The 21,647-nt window shown below is 57.9% G+C and carries 26 protein-coding genes; 7 read left to right on the top strand and 19 right to left on the bottom strand.

The features are described 5' to 3' along the window. Positions 1-36: 36 nt before the first annotated feature. From raiA to G7069_RS00910, 7 genes are all read right to left on the bottom strand, one after another. Complete coding sequence (gene raiA, locus G7069_RS00940; protein WP_166293385.1) at positions 37-363, bottom strand: ribosome-associated translation inhibitor RaiA; 327 nt, start codon at positions 361-363, stop codon at positions 37-39. Positions 364-463: 100 nt separating this feature from the next. Beyond that, complete coding sequence (locus tag G7069_RS00935) at positions 464-1,924, bottom strand: RNA polymerase factor sigma-54 (RefSeq protein ID WP_166293384.1); 1,461 nt, start codon at positions 1,922-1,924, stop codon at positions 464-466. A 39-nt stretch (positions 1,925-1,963) separates the two neighbouring features. Continuing rightward, positions 1,964-2,683, bottom strand: coding sequence for an LPS export ABC transporter ATP-binding protein (gene lptB, locus G7069_RS00930; RefSeq protein ID WP_166293383.1), 720 nt, complete (start codon positions 2,681-2,683; stop codon positions 1,964-1,966). A 3-nt stretch (positions 2,684-2,686) separates the two neighbouring features. Further along, positions 2,687-3,172: a lipopolysaccharide transport periplasmic protein LptA gene (lptA, locus tag G7069_RS00925; protein WP_166293382.1), complete on the bottom strand. Its 486-nt coding sequence runs from the start codon at positions 3,170-3,172 to the stop codon at positions 2,687-2,689. Beyond that, on the bottom strand, positions 3,159-3,719 hold the full coding sequence (gene lptC / locus G7069_RS00920) for an LPS export ABC transporter periplasmic protein LptC (RefSeq protein WP_166293381.1): 561 nt from the start codon (positions 3,717-3,719) through the stop codon (positions 3,159-3,161). Before lptC ends, lptA begins: the two co-directional genes overlap by 14 nt. Then, positions 3,716-4,261, bottom strand: coding sequence for an HAD-IIIA family hydrolase (locus tag G7069_RS00915; RefSeq protein ID WP_166293380.1), 546 nt, complete (start codon positions 4,259-4,261; stop codon positions 3,716-3,718). The genes lptC and G7069_RS00915 overlap by 4 nt, the downstream gene beginning before the upstream one ends. Before the next feature lie 6 nt (positions 4,262-4,267). Continuing rightward, positions 4,268-5,260: a KpsF/GutQ family sugar-phosphate isomerase gene (locus G7069_RS00910; RefSeq protein WP_166293379.1), complete on the bottom strand. Its 993-nt coding sequence runs from the start codon at positions 5,258-5,260 to the stop codon at positions 4,268-4,270. Positions 5,261-5,314: 54 nt separating this feature from the next. Between G7069_RS00910 and G7069_RS00905 the strand changes: the two genes are divergently transcribed. Both G7069_RS00905 and murA read left to right on the top strand, forming a co-directional pair. Then, positions 5,315-5,557: a BolA/IbaG family iron-sulfur metabolism protein gene (locus G7069_RS00905; protein ID WP_166293378.1), complete on the top strand. Its 243-nt coding sequence runs from the start codon at positions 5,315-5,317 to the stop codon at positions 5,555-5,557. Positions 5,558-5,581: 24 nt separating this feature from the next. Beyond that, positions 5,582-6,859: a UDP-N-acetylglucosamine 1-carboxyvinyltransferase gene (murA, locus tag G7069_RS00900; protein WP_166293377.1), complete on the top strand. Its 1,278-nt coding sequence runs from the start codon at positions 5,582-5,584 to the stop codon at positions 6,857-6,859. Between the two features lie 27 nt (positions 6,860-6,886). On the opposite strand, the gene G7069_RS00895 is transcribed toward murA, so the two are convergent. Genes G7069_RS00895 through purM form a run of 4 tightly spaced genes read right to left on the bottom strand, consistent with a single transcriptional unit; the run spans position 6,887 to position 10,025 of the window. Beyond that, on the bottom strand, positions 6,887-7,573 hold the full coding sequence (locus tag G7069_RS00895; RefSeq protein WP_166293376.1) for a DUF3108 domain-containing protein: 687 nt from the start codon (positions 7,571-7,573) through the stop codon (positions 6,887-6,889). Further along, on the bottom strand, positions 7,570-8,361 hold the full coding sequence (locus tag G7069_RS00890; RefSeq protein WP_166293375.1) for a DUF3108 domain-containing protein: 792 nt from the start codon (positions 8,359-8,361) through the stop codon (positions 7,570-7,572). The genes G7069_RS00895 and G7069_RS00890 overlap by 4 nt, the downstream gene beginning before the upstream one ends. Then, positions 8,358-8,999 (bottom strand): phosphoribosylglycinamide formyltransferase, encoded by a 642-nt coding sequence (gene purN / locus G7069_RS00885; RefSeq protein WP_166293374.1) that lies wholly within the window; start codon positions 8,997-8,999, stop codon positions 8,358-8,360. Before purN ends, G7069_RS00890 begins: the two co-directional genes overlap by 4 nt. Positions 9,000-9,005: 6 nt before the next feature. After that, positions 9,006-10,025 carry a phosphoribosylformylglycinamidine cyclo-ligase gene (purM, locus tag G7069_RS00880; RefSeq protein WP_166293373.1) on the bottom strand — a complete coding sequence of 340 codons (1,020 nt, stop codon included), beginning with the start codon at positions 10,023-10,025 and terminating at the stop codon, positions 9,006-9,008. 158 nt (positions 10,026-10,183) lie between these two features. Between purM and G7069_RS00875 the strand changes: the two genes are divergently transcribed. Genes G7069_RS00875 through G7069_RS00865 form a run of 3 tightly spaced genes read left to right on the top strand, consistent with a single transcriptional unit; the run spans position 10,184 to position 13,148 of the window. After that, entirely contained in the window at positions 10,184-11,281 is a 1,098-nt protein-coding gene (locus G7069_RS00875) for a DUF2066 domain-containing protein (protein WP_166293372.1), read from the top strand. Beyond that, the gene (locus tag G7069_RS00870; protein WP_166293371.1) at positions 11,278-12,441 is read left to right on the top strand and encodes an AI-2E family transporter; all 1,164 of its coding nucleotides are present in this window, start codon (positions 11,278-11,280) and stop codon (positions 12,439-12,441) included. Before G7069_RS00875 ends, G7069_RS00870 begins: the two co-directional genes overlap by 4 nt. Continuing rightward, on the top strand, positions 12,438-13,148 hold the full coding sequence (locus G7069_RS00865; RefSeq protein WP_166293370.1) for a DnaA/Hda family protein: 711 nt from the start codon (positions 12,438-12,440) through the stop codon (positions 13,146-13,148). The genes G7069_RS00870 and G7069_RS00865 overlap by 4 nt, the downstream gene beginning before the upstream one ends. 4 nt (positions 13,149-13,152) lie before the next feature. Here the strand turns inward: G7069_RS00865 and G7069_RS00860 are convergent, their stop codons facing one another. From G7069_RS00860 to G7069_RS00845, 4 genes are all read right to left on the bottom strand, one after another. Then, a complete protein-coding gene (locus G7069_RS00860) occupies positions 13,153-13,827 on the bottom strand; it encodes a nucleotidyltransferase family protein (RefSeq protein ID WP_240912682.1) in 675 nt (224 codons plus the stop codon). 44 nt (positions 13,828-13,871) lie between these two features. Then, positions 13,872-14,897: a phosphotransferase gene (locus G7069_RS00855; protein ID WP_166293369.1), complete on the bottom strand. Its 1,026-nt coding sequence runs from the start codon at positions 14,895-14,897 to the stop codon at positions 13,872-13,874. 73 nt (positions 14,898-14,970) lie between these two features. Beyond that, entirely contained in the window at positions 14,971-15,228 is a 258-nt protein-coding gene (locus G7069_RS00850; RefSeq protein WP_166293368.1) for a GlsB/YeaQ/YmgE family stress response membrane protein, read from the bottom strand. 53 nt (positions 15,229-15,281) lie between these two features. Next, positions 15,282-16,781, bottom strand: a complete 1,500-nt coding sequence (locus G7069_RS00845; protein WP_166297392.1) for a M20 family metallopeptidase — start codon at positions 16,779-16,781, stop codon at positions 15,282-15,284. A 156-nt stretch (positions 16,782-16,937) separates the two neighbouring features. On the opposite strand from G7069_RS00845, the gene G7069_RS00840 reads away from it, so the two are divergent. Continuing rightward, positions 16,938-17,255 carry a ComEA family DNA-binding protein gene (locus G7069_RS00840; protein ID WP_166293367.1) on the top strand — a complete coding sequence of 106 codons (318 nt, stop codon included), beginning with the start codon at positions 16,938-16,940 and terminating at the stop codon, positions 17,253-17,255. A gap of 9 nt (positions 17,256-17,264) precedes the next feature. Then, complete coding sequence (locus G7069_RS00835; RefSeq protein WP_166293366.1) at positions 17,265-17,855, top strand: HutD family protein; 591 nt, start codon at positions 17,265-17,267, stop codon at positions 17,853-17,855. Positions 17,856-17,858: 3 nt separating this feature from the next. Here G7069_RS00835 and G7069_RS00830 read toward each other — a convergent pair whose 3' ends face one another. From G7069_RS00830 to G7069_RS00815, 4 genes are read right to left on the bottom strand one after another with little or no spacing between them, the layout of a single operon-like run. Continuing rightward, a complete protein-coding gene (locus G7069_RS00830; protein WP_166293365.1) occupies positions 17,859-19,325 on the bottom strand; it encodes a sulfite reductase subunit alpha in 1,467 nt (488 codons plus the stop codon). Further along, the gene (locus tag G7069_RS00825) at positions 19,322-20,269 is read right to left on the bottom strand and encodes an FAD:protein FMN transferase (protein ID WP_240912596.1); all 948 of its coding nucleotides are present in this window, start codon (positions 20,267-20,269) and stop codon (positions 19,322-19,324) included. The genes G7069_RS00830 and G7069_RS00825 overlap by 4 nt, the downstream gene beginning before the upstream one ends. 14 nt (positions 20,270-20,283) lie before the next feature. Continuing rightward, on the bottom strand, positions 20,284-21,090 hold the full coding sequence (locus G7069_RS00820; protein WP_166293364.1) for a DUF4198 domain-containing protein: 807 nt from the start codon (positions 21,088-21,090) through the stop codon (positions 20,284-20,286). A gap of 36 nt (positions 21,091-21,126) precedes the next feature. Then, positions 21,127-21,639: a DUF2271 domain-containing protein gene (locus G7069_RS00815; RefSeq protein ID WP_166293363.1), complete on the bottom strand. Its 513-nt coding sequence runs from the start codon at positions 21,637-21,639 to the stop codon at positions 21,127-21,129. Between the last annotated feature and the right edge of the window lie 8 nt (positions 21,640-21,647).

The following is a 21,647-nucleotide window of genomic DNA, read 5'->3' as shown; positions in this document are numbered from 1 at the left end:
GAAGGATACCAACTTGACCCTAAACGGGTCGAACGATCAGGCGATCGTGTCAGTCCTGGACAAACTGCCGCCGCGGTGATGGTCCACCATCTTTTCTTTGTGTTTCATCAAAATGCGGTCGAGCTTGTCGACCAAAACGTCAATCGCGGCATACATGGTCGGTGCCGTGGCATCCGCGTGTAATACCTTCCCAGCAACCGTGACATGGCCTTCAGCACAGTGATTCGGCCGTTCGATGGAAAGTTGGGTGCGCACATCCAGCGGATGGTCGAAGTGCCTAGCGAGGCGTTCCATTTTTTCCGTGGTGTAGCTACGGAGTGCATCGGTAACTTCGATTTGGTGACCATGGACATCAATACGCATTGTCTTTCCTCCTGTGGTTATGACCGCTTGCAACCCCAGAATGCGCCAAATCAATTGAAAAGTGAATAAAGAAAACGTGAGCGTTTCTTCAATTTACCGTTTACGCCAAGCGCATCCGATCGGAAGACGCAGGTAAACCGATGGCTTCGCGATATTTGGCCACGGTTCGGCGTGCAACGGGCACACCGGTGTCGTTCAGATGTTTCGTCAAAGCCGCGTCCGACAAGGGTTTGCGCGGGTTTTCCTTATCAATGAGCTCGCGAATCATCGTTTGAATGGCAGCGCTGGACGTTTCTCCCGCGTCCGACTCGATGCCGGATGCAAAGAAGCTGCGCATGGCGATGGTGCCACGCGGCGTCCGGATGTATTTGCGCGCGATGGCGCGAGACACGGTGGATTCATGCAAATCGAGCTTTTGCGCGATGGCGCGCAGGGTGAGGGGGCGCAAGGCCATCTCGCCGAACTCCAGAAAGGCGGACTGTTCGCGCGCCAAACAGCGGGTGACGCTCAATAAGGTTTCGCCGCGCGCTTCGATGCCACGCAGAATCCAGCGTGCCTCTTGCAGGTGCTCACGCATGTAGCCGGCATCTTCGCGCGATGCTTGGGCCATCATTCGGACATAGGCTTGGTGAATACCCACCCGCGGTACCGAATGCCCCGTGAGTGCCGATCGCCAAACGCCTTGCTCGCGCCAGATAACGGCATCCGGGACGACATAGGTGTCTGCTTCAAGCGGCGTAATCGCGCTGCCGGGTTTGGGGTCCAAGGTTCTGAGCAATTCCAACACCGCTTGCGCGGTGGTCTCATCGCAGGCCAAGGTTTTTGCGATGCCTGCCAATCCGATTTTGGGCAGCCGTTCCAGGCAGTTGTTACACAAGGTGCGTGCGTGCGCGATGAGGGTCGCGTCGCCATCAAGCAAATCAAGCTGTCGTGACAAACATTCAGACAAAGACCGAGCACCGGAGCCGACCGGGTCGAACACTTGAATTTGCTGCAACACCGACTCAATTTCGGCATCGTCGACCGCGTACTGACCTTCAAGCACATCACGAATGCCGTCGAACGATTCGCGTAAATAGCCGTCGTCATCAATACCGTCGATCAGTGCCTCGCCGATGGCTTGTGCACGCAGAGACAACTGGCTCATGCGCAATTGCCACATCAAATGTTCATGCAAGGTTTCTTGCGCAGCAATGCGTTCGCCACGTTGGCTGTCGTCGTCATCGTCATCATCGGTTTGACCACTGCCGGAGCCGCCGCTGTGTTCCCACGCAATATCTTTATTGCTTGCCCAATCGGAAATGGAATCGAGCGGTTGGTCGGGGGATTCTACCGGCACATCGGAGGTGGTTTGAATGGTTTCACCGACGGCTGCGTTTTGATCGGCATCCGGCAGGGATTCGGATTCTTCGATCCAATCCAACAGCGGGTTTTCTTCCAAAACGCGCGCAATTTCCGCATCGAGTTCGAGCGCTGACATTTGCAACAGATGCAAGGACTGACGCAGCTGGGGCGTGAGCGCCAGTTGTTGCGATTGTTTCGCTTGCAGTTGTTGCTTCAAAGAACCTCCGGTACGTATGACGGACCGGTTGGCACAGTGCTACAGCTTGAAGCCTTCGCCGAGATAGACACGGCGTACATCAGCATCAGCCAGCAATTCGTCAGGTGTTCCCTGCGCCAAGACGGCCCCCTCGTTGAGAATATACGCTCTTTCGCAGATACCCAAGGTTTCACGGACGTTGTGATCGGTGATCAGCACGCCGATGCCACGGTCTTTCAAGTGACGCACGATGCGTTGAATTTCGGTGACCGAGATAGGGTCAACGCCGGCGAAAGGCTCATCTAGCAACATTAGGCGCGGTTTTGCGGCGAGGGCGCGCGCGATTTCTACGCGGCGGCGTTCACCGCCCGAGAGACTTGCACCCATTTGTTCTGCAACGTGCGTGACCTGCAGTTCTTCCAGCAATGATTCAAGCTCACGCGCGCGTTCAACGTTATTGAGATCTTTGCGCAACTCAAGCACGAGCTTGATGTTGTCGCGTACCGAGAGCTTGCGAAAAACGGACGGCTCTTGCGGGAGGTAGCCCACGCCCAACGTAGCGCGCGTGTACATCGCTTTGGAGGTGATGTCTTCGCCATCCAACACAATGCGACCGGCATCGGCTTGTACCAAGCCAACGATCATGTAGAAACATGTGGTTTTGCCGGCACCGTTCGGGCCAAGCAGACCCACCACTTCTCCGGGATTTAATGTCAAGCCAAAGTTTTTGACGACTTCGCGCGACTTGTATTGCTTGCGTAAACCTTCTGCAACCAGCATCGATCAACCCTTGGGCATGATGACCATTTTGACGCGGGTGCCATCGCCCCCACTGTTCACTTGGCCAGTCTTCGTGTTGTAGACGATGCGTGCACCAGACATGGAGCCGCGCGGTTGTGTCACGGTCACATTGCCCGTCAAGGTAATGACTTCGTTGATGAAATCGTAGTCGGCATTGGCTGACTTGCTGGACATCGGCGTGCCGTCATCCAATTCTTGATTCACGGTCACGCCGCCTGACAACTGGCCACGCTGAGGGCGGCCATCGGCTTGCGTGATGACGGCGCGGCCCGCGTTTACCTTGAGCGTGCCTTGCGTGATGATCACGTTGCCCGACAGGGTGCAGACCATTTTTGCGCCCAGGGTGCATTCCTGGGTCGAGGCTTCGATATTCATCGGCGCCTTGCGATCACTGGAACGCGCCTGTGCGGCGCCGGCAAAGCAGGCGGCCATCGCGAGGGCACTCAACACGTGCTTACTGAGAGACATTGGGGTCATATTGGGCTCGGACTTCCGATTTCAGAGTGACGCGATCTTGGTCCATTTGGGCCTCGAATCCTCGACCGCGAAGTATAACGCCGGGCTGGGTTACCGCGACCTCGACATCACTCACGGCACGGTTTTGCTGCGGGAAAACATTCATTTTCTCGCTGCGCATCACGGCTTTGGATTGACCATCGGGTGAATACAGGCGAACCGCACCACGCATACGTACTTCTTCTGCCTTGTCGGATACCCATGCGGTATTCGAAGTGGCTTCCCACAAACGGCTCTTTTTGTCGGGGAACGTGAAGCGGGGCGTTTGCAGGGTCATGCTGTGGTCGACTGGGTTGCGCTCCAGCAACGGTGCTCGCAACGTAAACGCCTTCGTGCCCGTGGCGTTCAAAGCCACCAACGTGAAGTTATGCAAGACGTAGTCCGGGGCAGCTTGATCGGGTGCTTCAGATCGCAAGCGTTGTTGTGCCTGCCACACGGCGATGCCGGAGATCAGCGCCCCAACGACCAAAGCCGCTGTAATCGCACCGCGCCAGTTCATTGCGCGTCACCCGGGCTGTAAATCGCGTCTGCAAACCCGTGTGCTTGCAGTAAGACGTCGCACAACTCGCGCGCGCCGCCGCGACCGCCGGCTTTTTCGGATTCAAAATGCGCAATCGCCTTCACACATGCGTGTGCATCTGACGGCACTGCGGCCAAGCCGACAAGACGCATCACCGCCAAATCGGGCAAATCATCGCCCATGAAGGCGACCTCATCCAAAGACATGCCAAGGCGTTCAACCAATGCACGGATGCATCCTGATTTGTCTTTCTCGCCGGTATGGATGTGCTGAATCTTGAGTTCACGTCCGCGGGCTTCGACGATGCGACTTTCCCGCGCAGTGACAAATGCAACTTCAAACCCATGGCGCACCAGCAGGGCAATGCCCATGCCATCTTGCGAGTGGAAGGCTTTGAGTTCACGACCCTCTGAATCGAACACCAAACGCCCATCGGTGAGTGTGCCGTCGATATCGAAGGCGACCAGACGCACCGCTTTCGCGCGGGCATGGAGATCGGGTGAATGGGGCTTTGAAGACATAGGCAATCAGACCACGCGGGCACGCAACAAGTCGTGAATGTTCAGCGCGCCGACAAGTTTGGCGTTTTCGTCGACAACCAACAGTGCATTGATCTGATGGGCTTCCATCAACTGCGCGGCTTCTACGGCAAGTTGTTGCGGCCCGATCGTGCGCGGTGCACGCGTCATGACCGACGCGATGGGCGTGGTGTGGACGTCCAGGCCCGGCGTGTTCAATGTGCGGCGCAAATCGCCGTCGGTGAAGAGGCCGAGCAGCTCGCCGTCTTCGCGGGTGATGGCGGTCATGCCCAAGCGCTTGCGGCTCATTTCGACCAGGGCGTCGCTCAGGCTGGCGTGCTCACTCACGCGCGGGACTTCGTCACCCACGTGCATCACGTTGTGAATATGCAGAAGCAAGCGGCGTCCGAGGCTGCCTGCGGGATGTGAGCGCGCAAAATCGTCTGAGGTAAAGCCACGTGCTTCGAGCAGGGCAACGGCCAGAGCGTCACCCATGGCCAAGGCGGCCGTGGTGCTGCTGGTGGGCGCTAGATCGAGCGGGCAGGCTTCCACGGGCACGCTGACATCCAGATGTCGATCTGCAGCGCGCGCCAGGGTCGATTCAGGGCGACCGGTCATGGCGATGACCCGATTGCCTTGGCGTGCGAGCACGGGCAGCAGCATGAGCAGTTCGTCGGTCTCGCCCGAGTTCGACAGCATGAGAACGGTGTCGGCGTCTGTGATCATGCCGAGGTCACCGTGGCCCGCTTCGCCCGGGTGCACAAAAAACGCAGGCGTCCCGGTGGAGGCGAGGGTGGCGGCGATCTTGCGCGCGACGTGGCCTGATTTGCCCATGCCGACGCAGACCACGCGGCCAGTGGTGCCCATCAGGGCGGCACAGGCCGCAGAGAAGTCTTGGTCAATACGTGCGCCAACGACGCGAAGCGCATCGGCTTCAACCTCGAATACACGTCGTCCGCTTGCGGCGAAATCCATGGCCTCCGGCATTCCTTTCTCGGACATTTCAACGGTCATCCGTTACGCTGTACGGCTAGTTTAAACCGCACGAGGCAACCTATGAACCCAGACACCATTCGCAGCATGATTGAGGCCGGTATGCCGGGTGCGCAGGTGGTCGTGCAGGGTGAGGACGGCGTGCATTTTGAAGCGCAAGTCATCAGTGATGATTTCAAGGGCAAGCTGCCCTTAGCGCGCCATCGTCTCGTCTACGCCACCTTGGGCGACAAGATGGGCGGCGAGATCCATGCGCTTGCCCTCAAGACATTGACGCAAGACGAAGCCGCAGCCGCCGGTTGCTAAGCCGTTCGAATTCCAGGATTTCAAATGCAAAAGATTGTTGTTGAAGGTGGTGCGGTACTGAACGGCGAAGTCGTGATCTCTGGCGCCAAGAATGCCGTGCTGCCAATTCTGTGTGCCACCTTGTTGGCAGACGAAGTGGTGACGGTGCGCAATGTGCCTAATCTGCACGACGTGAAAACCACGGCCAAAGTGCTCGAAGGTTTGGGCGCAACGATCAGTATCGATGAAGCAACGTTTGGAACCGGTATCGACAGTGCCATCGTCGTCGATCCGCGCACGGTGAACTCGCATGTGGCGCCGTACGAACTTGTGCGCACCATGCGTGCTTCGGTGCTCGTGTTGGGGCCCTTGCTTGCGAAGTACGGTGCCGCAGAAGTGTCATTGCCAGGCGGCTGTGCAATTGGGTCGCGTCCGGTCGATCAACATTTGAAAGGCATGGAAGCGCTCGGTGCAGAAGTGGTCGTCGAGCACGGCTATATCCGCGCTACGGCCAAAAAGTTGAAAGGCGCCACGGTGGTGTTCGACATGGTGAGTGTCGGTGCAACTGAAAACGTCTTGATGGCGGCCACGTTGGCTGAGGGTACGACCGTGTTGGAAAACGCGGCCATGGAGCCTGAAATCGTCGACCTTGCGAAATGCTTGATTGCGATGGGCGCAAAGATTGAAGGCGCGGGGACCGCGCGTATCACCGTAGAAGGTGTAGAACGACTACACGGTGCAACGCATGACGTGTTGGCAGATCGAATTGAAACCGGCACGTTCTTGGTTGCGGCAGCGATGACCGGCGGGCGCGTGACCTGCAAACATGCGAACCCGGACACCATGGATGCGGTGTTGCGCAAGCTTGAACAAGCGGGCGCGGAAGTGACGGTCGCAGGTAATGACATCACCTTGGACATGCACGGCAAACGTCCGAAAGCCGTGGATATCGTGACGGCGCCGCATCCGGCGTTCCCGACCGATATGCAAGCGCAATTCATGGCGATGTCGTGCATCTCTGAGGGTGCATCGATGATCAACGAAACGATTTTTGAAAATCGCTTTATGCACGTTCAAGAGCTGCAGCGCTTGGGTGCGGACATCAAAGTCGATGGTCACGCGGCGATTGTGCGCGGCGTCGACACCTTGTCCGGGGCGCCGGTGATGGCAACAGATCTACGTGCGTCTGCGTGTTTGATTCTTGCGGGCTTGGTCGCGAAAGGTGAAACGCAGATTGATCGCATCTACCACTTGGATCGTGGTTACGAAAATATCGAGCAAAAGTTCGCCGGCCTCGGCGCAACGATCCGGCGTATTGATTAACGCCGGATCGCGTACTTCACGCGTTGATTAATTGACCGACTGCAATTTCAGATCGGTCACTGCGCCATCGTCTGTCTGACGCAAGCGCACGGGTACCGGATAGCCGTCTGCCACCCACACCGCCAGTTCGTCGCCGTTGTCGGTGCGGACAACTTTCGTCGCAGTGACTGACTTGCCGCCCACGGTCACGGTTTCTTTGCCGGCCACGGTGAAGTTCATCGATTTCGCTTTACCGCTTTCAAGCATGCGATAGCGCAACGGCTTGCCCGCCTTGACGTCGCGCACGAGTGCAAGGTCCAACGCAATCGGATCGACGTCACCGGCTTGCAACTTGATTGGGCCTTGGCGATCTGCTTTGACGTCGCCGCTCCAGCGTGCTTCGCCCTTGCTCCAATCGAAGGCGCCGGTGCGCAGCATTTTCTTGCCGACGAATTTGCGATGGTCGGTGCTGGACACCAATTTCCAATTGCCACCGTTATCGTCGAACACGCTGGAATAAGTCGCAGAGCCGAGCAATGCATCGACGCTCAACACGACCTTGTTGCGATTGCCCGTTTGTTCCAAGGACATTTTGCCGGTACCGGACATGCCCATGTACGTGGCTTTGTAGGTCGCATTGAAAGGCTTCAAATCTCCGGCCTGTACTGCGCCGGTTGCGAACAGGGCACCGGACACCAAAAGCGCTGTGGACAAAGCGTGCTTGCGAATATTCATTGGATTACCTTGTAAGAAGAGAGCTGGAGATCCAGTTCACCGACATCATCTTGAACCAAAACCATGCGAACCGGCGTCGGCACACCTTCCGACACCCACACGGTCAAACTTTCATCAGCGGAGACGCCCGTGCGACGCACCGCCAAGGCTTGGAAACTGTCTTCGCCCAACTGCAAAGCCTCTTGCTCTGGCGCGACGACAAAATGGATCGGTTTTGCGCGACCGCGATCTACCAATCGATAGTCCAAGCTGAGGCCAGGCTGCGCATCGCGCACGACCGCAAGATTGACCAACAGCAAATTCATATCGCCGCTTTGCAATGACACCGGCAGACGACGCGATTTTTTAATGTCGCCCGTCCAACTTGCTGTGTGCGTGTTCCAGTTATAGACGCCCACAATCTTGTCCGAGCTCAACAAGGTCTTTAGCACGGTGCTTTGAGACACGGGCACATACAGTGCACCGACTTGATCGAACACCGTGCTTTGCTGTGAGTTAAGCGCCGCGAAGCCGGCCAATCCCTTGGTGCCGCGAATGCCTAGATCGACGCGCCAGCGGTTCGAGCCCAAGTGCACCACTTGCATCATGGCCGTGCCGGCCAAATCGCCTTTGCGAAACACTTGGTAAGTCGATTGAAAGCCTTGCAAAGGGTGCGGCTGGCCTTCGATCAAGATTTTTTTCTCTGGATCAAGCACGACTTGGGGCACGGCATCTTGTGCACGCGCATGGCCGGCCCAAAGGGCGCCGAAGACGAATGTGAGAGCGGCGAGGCGGGAGAAACAATTCATTCGCCGCACTCTAATCGAAGCGACCTAAATTGCTGGTGACCAGCGGAAATACCGCCGTTACTGTTCAGCTTCAATTCGCCCGCTGCGAGCAGCTTGAGCACCGCAATGAGCAAGGTATGCTCCGCGGCCAAGACGCGTGTAGCGAGCGTCTCAGCAGAGTCACCCGATTGAATGGCCAAATGAATCCGCCCTAACACGGGGCCTGCATCGAGCTCGGGAATCACTTGGTGAACGGTCGCGCCATGCTCTGATTCGCCGGCATCCAGTGCGCGTTGGTGTGTCGCTAACCCCGGAAATTTGGGTAGCAGCGACGGGTGCACATTGATGATCTGACCGCGCTGAGCGGCGATAAAGCCGTCTGACAAGATGCGCAGGTAGCCCGCGCAAACAACAAGGTCGGGCTCGGTTGCAGCGACCGCGTCGCTCAAAGCCTGCTCATAGGCGGCGCGATCTGCAAATGCACGAATCGGCTTTGCCCAACGCAAGGCCTCGGGTACGCGCTTTAAAGCGTCTGCTGCGGGCTTGTCTGAAAAGACACCGACGACGTCTGCCGAGAGATCGCCACTGGCAATCGCATCGAGTATCGCCTGCAAATTGGTCCCTCGCCCCGAGCAGAGCACGGCGAGTCGCAGGCGCATGTCAGATCAACCGATGCGAACGCGTGCTTCGGCGTCAGTCGTTTTCACGACTTGGCCGATGCGCCAATGACGCAATGACTGCGTGTCCAAGTCGGCTTCAATCGCTGCCACATTCGCAAGCGATGCAATCAACACAAATCCGATACCGCAATTGAAGGTCAGCCACATTTCAGACAATGCGACATTGCCTTCGCGCTGCAGCCATTGGAATACCGGCGGCATCTCCCAGCTGCGTGCATCAATGTCGAGCCCGAGACCTTCTGGAATCACACGAATGATGTTTTCCGTGAGGCCACCGCCGGTGATATGCGCCATCGCGGAAATGTCGTGCGAGGCCAACAGCTTCAGAACAGGCTTTACGTAGAGTTGCGTCGGTGCCATCAAGGCATCCATCAACGACACACCGCCCATGTCCATGTTCGGATCAGCGCCACTGCGCTCGAGAATTTTGCGAATCAACGAGTAACCGTTTGAGTGCGGACCACTCGACGCAATACCGATCAACACATCGCCTTCGCGCACTTTGCTGCCGTCGATGATGTTGTCTTTTTCAACAGCGGCGACGCAGAACCCTGCGAGATCGTATTCGCCCGGCGCATACATGTCGGGCATCTCGGCGGTCTCGCCGCCAATCAATGCGCACCCTGATTGCTCACAGCCGGTGGCAATGCCTGCGATGACGTTGGCTGCGGTGTCGATGTCGAGCTTGCCCGTCGCGAAATAGTCGAGGAAGAACAAAGGCTCGGCGCCTTGCACCAACACGTCGTTGACACACATGGCGACCAAATCGATGCCAATCGTGTCATGACGGTTGTAGAGCTGCGCCAATTTCAATTTTGTGCCGACGCCATCGGTGCCGGACACCAGGACGGGCTCACGATATTTACCCGATAAGTTGAACAGGGCGCCGAAACCGCCCAGGCCACCCATGACTTCAGGGCGCGTCGTCCGCTTGACCAAGGGCTTGATGCGCTCGACCAAGGCGTTGCCCGCATGGATGTCCACACCGGCATCGCGGTAGGTCATGGGGGTTTGGGCGTCGTCGGAAGGTGAGTTCACTGGGTGTCCGCAGGGCAGGGCTGAGCCCGTAAGTTTAACAATCAAGGGCTTTGGGCGGCAGTGTGATGGACGGCTCATCTTGGATGCGGCAACATATTCCTTCGGTAAAGGAAGTGGGAAATGGCATGCGCGCAGGATTGATCGGGGCCGGGTTTATCGCTTTGATGTTGGCTTTTGGGCCTGCACATGCGCAGCGCGTGGAAGGCGATGCGATATCTGCCGCCGGTCCATACGCCGCCGAAGTACCCGTCAACAATCAAACCGTGGCCCAGCGCAACAACGGGATGGCGCGCGCTTTGCTCAAGGTTTTGACCAATGTGACGGGTGACAGCAACCCGATTGCACGAGAAGGCGTCGCTGAAGCCCTGCGCAACGCATCCAGCTACGTCAGCGGGTACGACTATCGACAGGACGAAGGCACGTCATCGACGGGTGCACCGACGTTCAAGACCATGCTGGTCGTGCGCTTCAACGAATCCAAAGTCAGTGAATTGGTCAACCATTCGGGCTTGCCCGTTTGGCCGACGCCACGCCCGAAGCCGGTGTTGTGGATGGCCATTGATGACGGCTCAGGCCCACGTCTTGTGGGTCTGCCGCAAGTCAATGCGGCGCGTCCTGTCTTAGACCGCGCCAAGGCACGCGGCTATCGATTGGGCTTGCCTGCAGGCAATGCCGCAGAGCAAGCCGTGGCAGGGGCGATTTGGCGCGGAGATACGGCTGCCGTTGCGCGTGCCTCGCAGGCCTATCAACCACCGATGCAATTGATCGGCAAGGTGTATCGCAGCGGTGCAGGTTGGAAGGCCGATTGGACCTTCGTAGATAAAGGTCGCGTCCTGGCACGCACAAGCGCCGTCGATGGCGATGCACGTCGTGCGATGGCCAAGGGTGCGGACATCGCAGGTGAGGCACTGTTACGCAAATACGCGCGCGGCGGTCGCCCGGCGAAGAAGCCGGATCCGGCAGCCGCGAAGCCGACCGAGTTTGTGTTGACTGTCAGCGGTATTGAGAGCGGTGATCGCTATCGCGCCTTGATCAATGCCATTGAATCCAAACCCGGCGTGAAGAGCCTGTTTCCGCTTTCGGCAGACGGCAACAGCCTGACGCTTGAAGTGGGCATGGTGGGTGGTCAAGAAGCGTTTGATAGTGCGGTGGTTGAGCTTCAACGCATCGACACCGACACCACCGACGAAGGCATGACGGGCGCAAGCTACAGGCTCAAATGACGCAAGATTCCCGCATCGCACTGGACGAGATCGCGACGTTCTTCAAAAGGCTGCAATGGGCTGCCATTGCATTCTTTGCATTGTGGGTCTTGTGGTTGCTGGCACCGGTGCTGACGCCGTTTGCGGTGGCGGCACTTTTGGGATGGATGGGTGACCCACTCGCAGATCGCCTTGAAGCGCGCGGACTGTCACGCAATACAGCCGTCATTTTAGTATTCGCAATGATGTTGCTGGTCACCCTGATCAGTTTGTTAGTGCTGTTGCCAATGATCGAGCGTCAGGTCGTGACCTTGATCGAATCGATGCCAAAGTACCGCGCATGGATCATGGGCACCTTGGTGCCGACGATCGAATCGCGCTTCCACATCAATATTGCCGGCTACTTGGATCAAGACCACCTGTTTGAACTGGTGCGCGCGCACTGGGGTCAAGCAGGCGACTTTGCATCACAGGTACTGACCTATGTGGGCAAATCCGGCTTTGCCGTATTGGCCATGGTGGCGAATGTCGTGCTGATTCCGGTGCTGACGTTCTTCTTTTTGCGTGACTGGGATTTGTTTGTGGAGCGCGCCGAGTCTTTGGTGCCGCGCAATCACGTGCAAACCGTGCACAACTTGGCTGCCGAATCGAGCCAAATGTTGCGTGAGTTCCTGCGTGGGCAGTTGTCAGTGATGCTGATTCTTGCGGTCTTGTATGCCGTCGGTCTGCGCGTGGTCGGGCTCGAACTCGGCATCTTGATCGGCCTGTTGGGCGGCTTGTTTACGTTTGTGCCGTATTTGGGCCCCGCCACAATTATTGTGCTCGGTTCAATCGCCGCGCTTGTCCAGTTCGGCGACTGGCAACATCTTGTTGGTGTGGCTGCGGTGTTCGGCATCGGCCAAGTGATCGAAAGCTATTGGCTCACGCCGAAACTCGTCGGCAACCGCATCGGCTTGCATCCCGTCGCGGTGATCTTTGCGGTCATGGCTGGCGGACAGTTGTTCGGATTCCTTGGCATGTTGATTGCATTGCCGGTTGCCGCTGTTGCCAATGTGTTGCTGCGTTACGCACGCGCACGCTATACGGCGAGCAAGTTATACGGCGGCGACACCTTCCACGAACGCCCGGTCATCATTCTTGAGGATGACGGTCTCACTGATCGGAACGACGAGGTCTCATGACACCGGCGATTCCGCAGTTGCCTTTGGCGCTCGGTAATGCACGCAGCACGGGATTCGACGCCTTGATCGGTGTCGACGCAGGCCTGCGATCGCGGTTGGAATCGATCGCGTGCCTTGCGGTGCGCACGCATGTCTGCGTCACAGGCGCGACAGGCTCTGGTAAAACGCACGTGCTCATGGCGATGGCTGCGCATGCACGATGCGAAGGGGTTTCTGCGGCCTATGTGTCTGCACTCGGATTGCGCGGCGCGTTGACGCATGTTTTGCCGATGCAGCGTGCCAATCAGTTGGTGTGTATCGACCATCTGGATGCCGCACTCGGTAGCGCGGAAGACGAAGAGGCCTTGTTCCATTTTCATAATGCGATGACAGACGCGGGCGCGAACATCGTCTATGCCATGGCAAAGCCGGTGCAAGAGACGATGTTCTCGCTTGCAGATTTACGTTCGCGTTTGGCGCAATGCGAACAGGTCGTCATGCGCACATTGGATGACGAAGGACGCGCGCGCATGCTGCACAACGCCGCGATCGCGCGTGGCATGGACATGGATGATGCGGCGGTGCAGTGGATGTTGCGACGCTTCGATCGCGATGCGACGGCCTTGATGGCCGCCATGGAAGTCATCGACCACGCCACCTTGGCGGCGCATCGGCGCGTGACAATTCCTTTTTTGCGTGACGTCTTTCCCGAGCAATCGGGCGTTTGAGGCCTTAGGCAAGCGCGACATTGAGCGCGGCCAAACGGTCAGGCGTGCCCACGTCTGTCCAATGGCCGTTGTGGTGCGCGCCGGTCACGCGTCGGTCTTGCATCGCGTGGCGCAGCAGTGGCGCCAACTTGAAACGCGGAGGTGTCGCTTCGCTGCCAGGCGCGTCACCGATTACGTGTTGCCAGCCGTCGAGCAATCTCGGTGAATACACGCCGATTCCTGAGAAGGTGAGCGTCTGTGTACCCGTCGAATGCACCTGACCATCGTCGGCCAAAGCAAAGTCACCTTTCGGGTGTTGCACGGGATTGTCGACAAGAATCAAATGCGCCAAGCCGGTGAGGTGATCGGGTAAGCGCGAGAAATCGTAGTCACTCCAGATGTCACCGTTCACCGCAATAAACGGTGCATCAGCGGAACATCCTTCTTGAAGCGTTTGCATCGCGTTGTGCATGCCGCCGCCTGTTTCGAGTGGCGTTGCGCCTTCGTAGACGTAACTGAGCTTCAAACCCCAGCGGCTGCCGTCTCCGAGCGCAGGTTCGAATTGACCGGCGAGCCAAGAGGTATTCAAGACCACGTGTTTGACGCCCGCGCTGGCCAAGTTTTCGAGGTGCCACACCACTAAGGGTTTGCCGCCGACTTCCAAAAGCGGTTTCGGTGTGTGATCGGTGAGCGGCCGCATGCGTTCGCCCAAACCTGCGGCAAAGATCAATGCAGCCTGCACGCTCACGCCGCAGGTGCCTGTGGTGCGTTTTCCAACGCGTGCATCGCGGGTTTGACGCGCGCATGCACGAAGGCTGCCAGTGCGCTGAGTTCGGGATATTTCGGCAGCACACCTTCGAGGTAGTCGAAGAACCGCGGCACATCAGCGAGGTATTTGGGCTTCGAATCACGATGATGCAAACGGGCGAAAATCCCGATGACTTTTAAATGGCGTTGCACGCCGATCAACTCGGCATCACGAACGAAGGCGTCAAGCGCAGGTACCGGTAAGCCTTCCGCATCTGCCATCGCGTGATAGCGCTGCAGCCAAGCATCCACCCGTTCGGGCGGCCAGCTGAGAAATGCATCTTTGAATAGCGACAAGACGTCGTAGGCAATCGGGCCGACGACGGCATCCTGAAAATCGAGCACGGCAGGACCATTGTCGGCTTGCATCAAATTGCGCGGCATGAAGTCACGATGGACCAAGACCGCGTTTTGCGCGAGCGCGTTGTTGATCAAAAAGCGATACGCCGCATCGAGCTGTTCCATCTCTTCACAGCTCAAACTGAGCCCTAGATGCGTGCCGCAAAACCAAGTGTCGAACAAGTGCAGTTCACGACCGAGCATCTCGTCGTCATAGCGCGGCAGATCGGCCGGTGCGTCGACCTTCTGCAGCTTGATCAATTGCATGATCGCCGCGTCGAAGAACGCATCGGCATTGTGCGCATCGATGTCTTGCAAATAGGTGTTGACGCCTAAGTCTTCCAACAAGAGGAAGCCTTTGTCGACATCTTGTGCGAGCACGACGGGTACGCGAACACCGGCTGCTTCAAGCACGTCACGCATACGCAGCCAAGGACGCACATCTTCTTTGTCGGTCGGCGAGTCCATGACGATGCGAGAAGGGGTATGACCGACCGTGCGCCAGTAGCTGCGGAAACCGGCATCGGTCGAAGCGCGTTCGAGTTCGACGCTCGGATGACCCAAGGCGGCACGCGCCCATGCAAGGCGTTCGGCAGCGCGAAGGTTTTCAATGGAATCAGTCATGGGTTTCATTGTCCGGAAAAAATGAACCCCGGCAAGCCGGGGTCCATCGGATATTCAGCGTTTGCGCGTCGAGTTAGAGGCGCGCCTTCGGCTTACGAACCTTTTCGTAGATGAACAGCAGAACGATGGCGAGAATGATGGCAATCGCCCACTGCATCAAGCTGTTGGTCACGCCCATCTGTAGGCTCAGATAACCCCCGGCCACTGCACCGATGATGCCGAGAATGATGGTGAGGATCCAACCCATCGGGTCTGCACCCGGCTTGATCCAGCGCGCGAGAATACCGATAACCAAACCACCAACGATGTAACCGATCCAAGATTCAAACATGCATCTTTCTCCAGTGGGACGACAGTCGGAAACCCCATAGTACCCAAAGATGCTTAGCAGCAACCATGGTCGCCGTGACGGTCGCCGGAGTCGGCTGCAACGCCTGATCCGGTAGTCTCACCGCGCTGGCTGGCCGCGAAATGCGCCGAGATGACATGTGCCACACAGGCGGTCAATTTCTTGCCCATCGGGATGTGCAGGAACTCATTCGGACCATGGGCATTGCTGTGTGGGCCCAAGACACCCGTAATCATGAATTGGGCGGCGGGGAACTTCTCGCCGAGCATGCCCATGAAGGGAATCGTGCCGCCTTCGCCCATGTACATCGCGGGTTTGCCGAAGAAGGTCGCGCTGGCTTGGTCGATCGCATCAGACAGCCAAGTGGAGAGCGCAGGTGCGTTCCAGCCGGTGGATGACTTCTCTAGCGAGAAGCTCACCTTTGCGTTGTTCGGCGGATCCTTCAGCAAAGCGTCCTGCAGGATTTGTCCGCCGGTGTTGCCATCCAGCGTGGGCGGCAATCGAAGCGACAACTTCACAGCAGTGAAGGGACGCAGCACATTGCCCGCCGAGGCCAAAGCCGGCATGCCATCGACACCGGTGATCGACAACGCCGGTCGCCACGTGCGATTCAACACCAGCTCGGTGTTTTCCTTCGCCATCGGTTGAATGCCTTCGACCAAGGGGAACTTGTCGAACACTTCGTTGCCGAGCACTTCTGCCACTTTGCCTGCTTGCTGTAAGCGTTCTTGCGGAATCTCAACGTGCAGACCTTCTAGTTTGATCTTGCCGGTGGTTTCATCTTCAATGCGGTCGATGATTTGGCGAAGCAAACGGAAGCTGGAGGGCACGATGCCAGAGGCGTCGCCGCTATGCACGCCTTCTTCCAACACATCGACGCGCAAATTACCGCCGGCGAGCCCGCGCAGTGAGGTGGTGCACCACAGTTGTTCGTAGTTGCCGCAACCGGAATCCAAGCAGACGACGAGCGAGGGTTTGCCCAAGCGCGGCGCGAGATGGTCAACGTAGGCGGGCAAGTCATAGCTGCCGGATTCTTCGCACGCTTCGATCAAGATGACGCAGCGTGCGTGCGGCAAGTTTTGCGATTGCAGTGCGAGGATGGCGGTGAGCGAGCCGAAAATGGCGTAGCCATCATCTGCGCCGCCACGGCCATAGAGTTTGTCGCCTTTCAAAACCGGGGCCCAAGGCGAGAGGCCTTCGGCTTCGTCCCAGCCGGTCATTTCAGGCTGTTTATCGAGGTGGCCGTACAAGAGGACGGTGTCCTGCGTGTCGTCAGTGCCATTGGCCGGAATATCGATGAAGATGAGCGGCGTGCGGTTTTCAAGCTGCACGACTTCGACGGTCATGCCAGGAATCTTTTGCGCACGGGCCCAGGTTTCCATCAAGGCGACTGCCTTGGCCATGTGGCCGTTCTTCACCCAATCCGTATCGAACATCGGTGATTTGTTCGGAATCTTGATGTATTCGACCAATTGGGGAACGATCTCGCTGTCCCATTTTTCATTGACGTAGTCGGTAATGCGTTGGGTGTCCATGTCGGCTCCATTTTCCATCAGTTGATTTTAGCCCTTGCTGTGTGAGTCGGCGATCATTGCGGGGTCTTCCGACCTGTTTTTAGGGCGTTTCCGCATCGTTGTTCAGTGGATAGGGTGCAAAACTGCTGCACTGACTGATGCGAGAGGCTGTGCAAGATGTTTCGTAAATCTTTGAGTGCTTTGTTGTTATGCGTGGCATTGGCGGTCGCTGCACCTGCGCGCGCGGATGAAACCGTCGATATCAATACCGCAGATGTGGCCACGCTCGATCGCGTGTTGTTGAACATCGGGCCGGCCAAAGCCGCGGCGATTGTGGCGTTCCGAGAGGCCAATGGTCCGTTCAAACGGATTGAAGATTTGGCCGAAGTCAAAGGCATCGGCAGCAAGACCTTGGAGAAGAATCGAGGCCGAATTGTGTTCACCACATCGTCAAAACGTACGCATGTTGGTGAGTGGGCGCGCGTGCCGCGTTAAAATCAATCCATGCAGGTTGATCAACACATCATTCGATTTGCGGCAATACATCCGCAAGCTTGGAAGAACGGCGCCGGTACCACACGAGAAATCGCGCGTGAGGGGGAATGCGACGCATGGCAGTGGCGCATCTCCATTGCCGATGTCGTAGCCGAAGCGCCGTTTTCAAGCTTCCCCGGGGTCGATCGCATTCTGGTGTTGTTAGAAGGCGAGGGCATCGCGCTCACGTTTGAAGACGGACAGCGCATGGACGTCCTGCCGCCGTTCGGCAGTGCGCGATTCGCCGGTGAAGCAGCCTTGGTCGGAACGCCCGTGTCCGGTGCGACGCGAGATTTCAATTTGATGTGGCAACGGTCGCAGGTCTCGGCCAGCTTGGAAGTTCGGCCGTTGGTGGGTTCGATGGTGGTGTTCAAAGCCGCGGAAGAGACGTGGATGGTGCATGTGCTTGAAGGGACGATGCGCTTGCCAGACAGCGAAGAAGACTTGTCGCGCGGAGACACGCTGACACTGCGCGGCAATGCACGCACGAAAGTGCGTTTGGAAGGTGCAGGCACTGCATTGCTAATCCGTCTACGTCCACTGGACGAATCAGCCAGCTAGGCCTCAATACACATCTCGGCGGTAGCGACCTTCTGCCAAGAGCTGATCCACACGGTCATCGCCAAGCGCATCACGCAATACCGCATCTACGCCGGGCGCCATGCCTGCTTGGCTGCCGCAGACCATGATGACCGCGCCGGCGTCGATCCAGCGTTGCAGGCGATCGGCGTGTTCGGCGAGCGCCTCTTGCACGTAACGATGCGGGCTGTCCGCGTCGCGCGAGAAAATGCGATCCAAGTGCGTGATTTTTTCTGCTGCGTGCCAGCGCGTGATGTCTGCTTCATAGAAGCGGTCATGCGCTGCGTTGCGTTCGCCAAAGAGCAACCAATGACGTGTATGACCCGCATCAATGCGCGCCTTGAGATGCGCGCGTAAGCCCGCGATGCCGGTGCCGTTGCCGATCAAGATCAGCGGTACGTCGCCCGCGGGTGTATGAAAGTTTGGATTGCTGCGAATGCGCAGCGAAAGTGTGTCGCCGGGTTGGCTGAATTGGCACAGCCAGCCACTGCCAAGACCGGGTCTGCCATTGGCGTCGTGCATCAAGCGCACCAACAGCGACAGTTGCCCTTCTTCTGCAACACTCGCAATGGAGTACTCACGGTGCGGGCCGGGCTCGCCGTCTTGTCTATAGGTTTGCACTTCCGCGATATCACCCGCACGCCATTGGGCTTGTGCGCCTTCAGACTTCAACGCCAGCGCAAAAACCGCGCCGCCTGCACTGCCCGGGTTGAGCAGCGCGCGCGAGGTGAGCCTGAAATCGGTGAACGGTACGCGTTCAAATGCGCTGTTGTCTTTCGCACCTGTCAGCGCTGCCACTTGGGCCTGCCACGCGTGCAAGGTGCTCGGCGCTGCGTTGTCGACTTCAATCAAATCGAACATCGGCAATGCGCCTGAGTCGGAGAGCCACTTGTCGAGGTCGTGACCGAATGCGCAGTAGTGTGCATAGCTGCGATCGCCCAGTGCGAGCAGCCCATATTCCACACCTTGCAAGCTGGCGCGATGGCGCATGACGCGAGAGACAAACGCTAATGCAGGGTCGGGCGGATCGCCTTCGCCCGTTGTACTGACCACAAATAAGCATCGTGCGTCGGCCACGGTTTCAGGGTCGAATGCGTCGAGTGCGTTCAATCGGGCCGTATGTCCTGCGCGTGTCAGCATCTGCACGGTTTGTTCGGCCAACTCAAACGCGAAACCGGTTTGGCTCGCATGAAACACATGCCAGACAGCACGCCCGGTGACAGCTTTGGTCAGATGCGTTTGCGTGCGACGTGGCCAAACGCTACGCGTGAGCAATGCCACAAATGCAATAGAGAGTGCCGCGGCGATTGCGTGTGCACCATGCGCGTGTGTCACGCTTGGCCATGTCGTCGATTGCAATTGCCAAAACCAAATGGCCAGCACTGCAAGCACGCCACCGACGAGGCATTGGCCGATCACCGACACACTCAGCGGGCGCGTAGTGGGATTCATTGCACAAGGTGCGGTTGAAACGCGGCGGTCATGACTTCGTGCGCAACGCCTGCGTCGAGCCAGTGAAAACGTGCGGCGAGTGCGTGTTGCTCGGCCATGGCCATGCCTTCGACAGGGCCCAGCACACGTAAGGCGGTTGCCCACGCATCCGCACGCATGGCGGAGCTTGCCAAGACGGTGACCGACATGGGTTGGCACGTCACCGGCGATGCACTGCGCGGGTCAATCGTATGCGTCACACGCCAATCTTGAATGTCGTTGTAGTGCCAACGGTCGCCGCTGGTGGCGACGCCCTGCGCATTGAGCGCAATGACGCGTGTCGTGACTTCGTCCGACGGTGTTGCGTCTTCAATGGCAATGCGCCACGCACTGCCATCCGGCTTGCAACCGCGCGCGCGAAGTTCACCGCCCACTTCGACCAGTGCATCCCCAATCCCTTGCGCACACAAGGCGTCTGAAATCGCATCAGCGGCATAGCCTTTTGCAATGGCCGACAAGTCCAAGCGCAGGCCACCGGGTTGGAACAGCTGATTGCCCGTGAGTTGCACCTGTTGCCAGCCATAGCGCGTTTGCGCTGCTTTTACGGCTTGCGGTTGTCCAATGTCTTGTGGTCGACACGCATTCGCACCGAAGCCCCAAATACCCACCAATTCGCCTAGGGTCGGATCAAACGCACCCTGACTCGCCGCCGCAATTTCAAGTGCGCATGTAAGCACTTGCCTGAAGCCTTCGGGCAAGGTGTGGGTCGTGCCCGCATCGGCGCGATTGAAGCGCGTGATATCAGCGTCCACGGCCCACGTGCTCATCTCGGCAACGACGGTGTCCAAAACGCCCTCGATGCGTAGGTGGTGTGCGCGTAGATCGGCGCGATGCGGTACTGCCATGTGCACGCGCCACGTCGTGCCCATGGATTCACCACCGAGAGAAGCGAGTGCGAGTGACACGGGCGTCGCGCTTTTTACTGCGGCAACACTTCGAGCGTTGCCACGTAGCTCAAGCGACGTTCTTTGGCTTGCGGCACGCTGGTCTTCTTGTCTTGCGAAGTGGTTTCCAGCCAGTACATGCCGGCATCCTGCCAATGCGCGGTGAATGCACCTGTGGCATCCGTGGTGACTTTCATTTCGTTCTGCGCATTGCGATAGCGTGTACCGCCCTGGATGATCTCGACTTCCAAGCCTTTGGCGGGTTTGCCGTCGATGTACAACTTGAAGGTTGCATCTTCGCCTGCAACCAAATCATTCGGGTGCGTGACCGGCACCAACTCAATGCCTTCACCACGCAACTTCAGCGCCGTTGTCGTCGGTGCGCCGTTGGTCACAAAAGTTTCAATCCGGCCAACCGATTGCATGACTTTCAAATCTTTGGCATTCGCCGGTACCTCTTTCGCAAAGCTGGCCGCATTACCGCGCCAACGCTTCGCCGTGCCGTTCTCATCCCACGATGCAGACAAACCACTGTTCAACACGCCGACACGGTAGGTGCCTTGCTGTTTCAGCTCGAGATCGAACACGCTGCGGTACTTGCCGGTGGCCGTATTCGCGGCTTGCAAGGTGCTGCCGTCTGGCGCCGTGATGTTCAAGTTGTCCAAGCGCAATGGCACGTGATTGAAATAGAACAAGTCGTTGGAGACCGCAGCATCAAACGTGACCGTCGGCGTTGTGCCGGACACCACTGTTTGCGAGGGCAAGATCCACGCTTTGTGGGCGAGCGCGGAGAAGGACAAAACACTGAGTGCAGCAAACACTGCGAGACGTGTGCGGATCATGGAAAGCTCCTTAAAAAAGTGTGTTCGACGTCGGCTTTATTTCTTTGCAACCAGGCTCACGACGCCTAATTCGGTCTTGCCTTTGGTCGTGCCCGTGCTGGGTGCGCCATTCCATTCGAACGGAATCTTGACCAATTCACGACCGCCGACTTCGCGCACGGCTTCTACGACGAGGGTGTATTTGCCTGCGGGCAATTTGGCGAGTGCAGGGTGACCCTGGTCGAATGTCATCGCGTGCTTGCCCACCGGGCGCGTTGCACCGGTGATGCCATCTGCGGGCACTTTCAAGCTACGGCCACCTTTGCGCCACCATTGGCGAAGATCCGGCAACCATTTCGTGCCGGCACCTTCCTTGCTGTCTTTCTGCTGATACCACACCGACAGATTGGCAACCGTCTGTTGATTCGCGCCTTCGATCCAAACAGCGACATAGGGACGGTGGTATTCGGACGCATTGATTCGCGGTACTTCGACATTGACGGTCAATTCGCCGGCATGGGCCGGAACGACCAACAAGCTACCGATGACTAAAGAGACAGTGACGCGCATGGACAAGG

The organism is Lysobacter sp. HDW10, from assembly GCF_011300685.1.
Lineage (GTDB): Bacteria > Pseudomonadota > Gammaproteobacteria > Xanthomonadales > Xanthomonadaceae > Solilutibacter.
The sequence above is the reverse complement of the archived record's forward strand: the minus strand, read 5'-3'. Positions and strand labels throughout refer to the sequence as shown.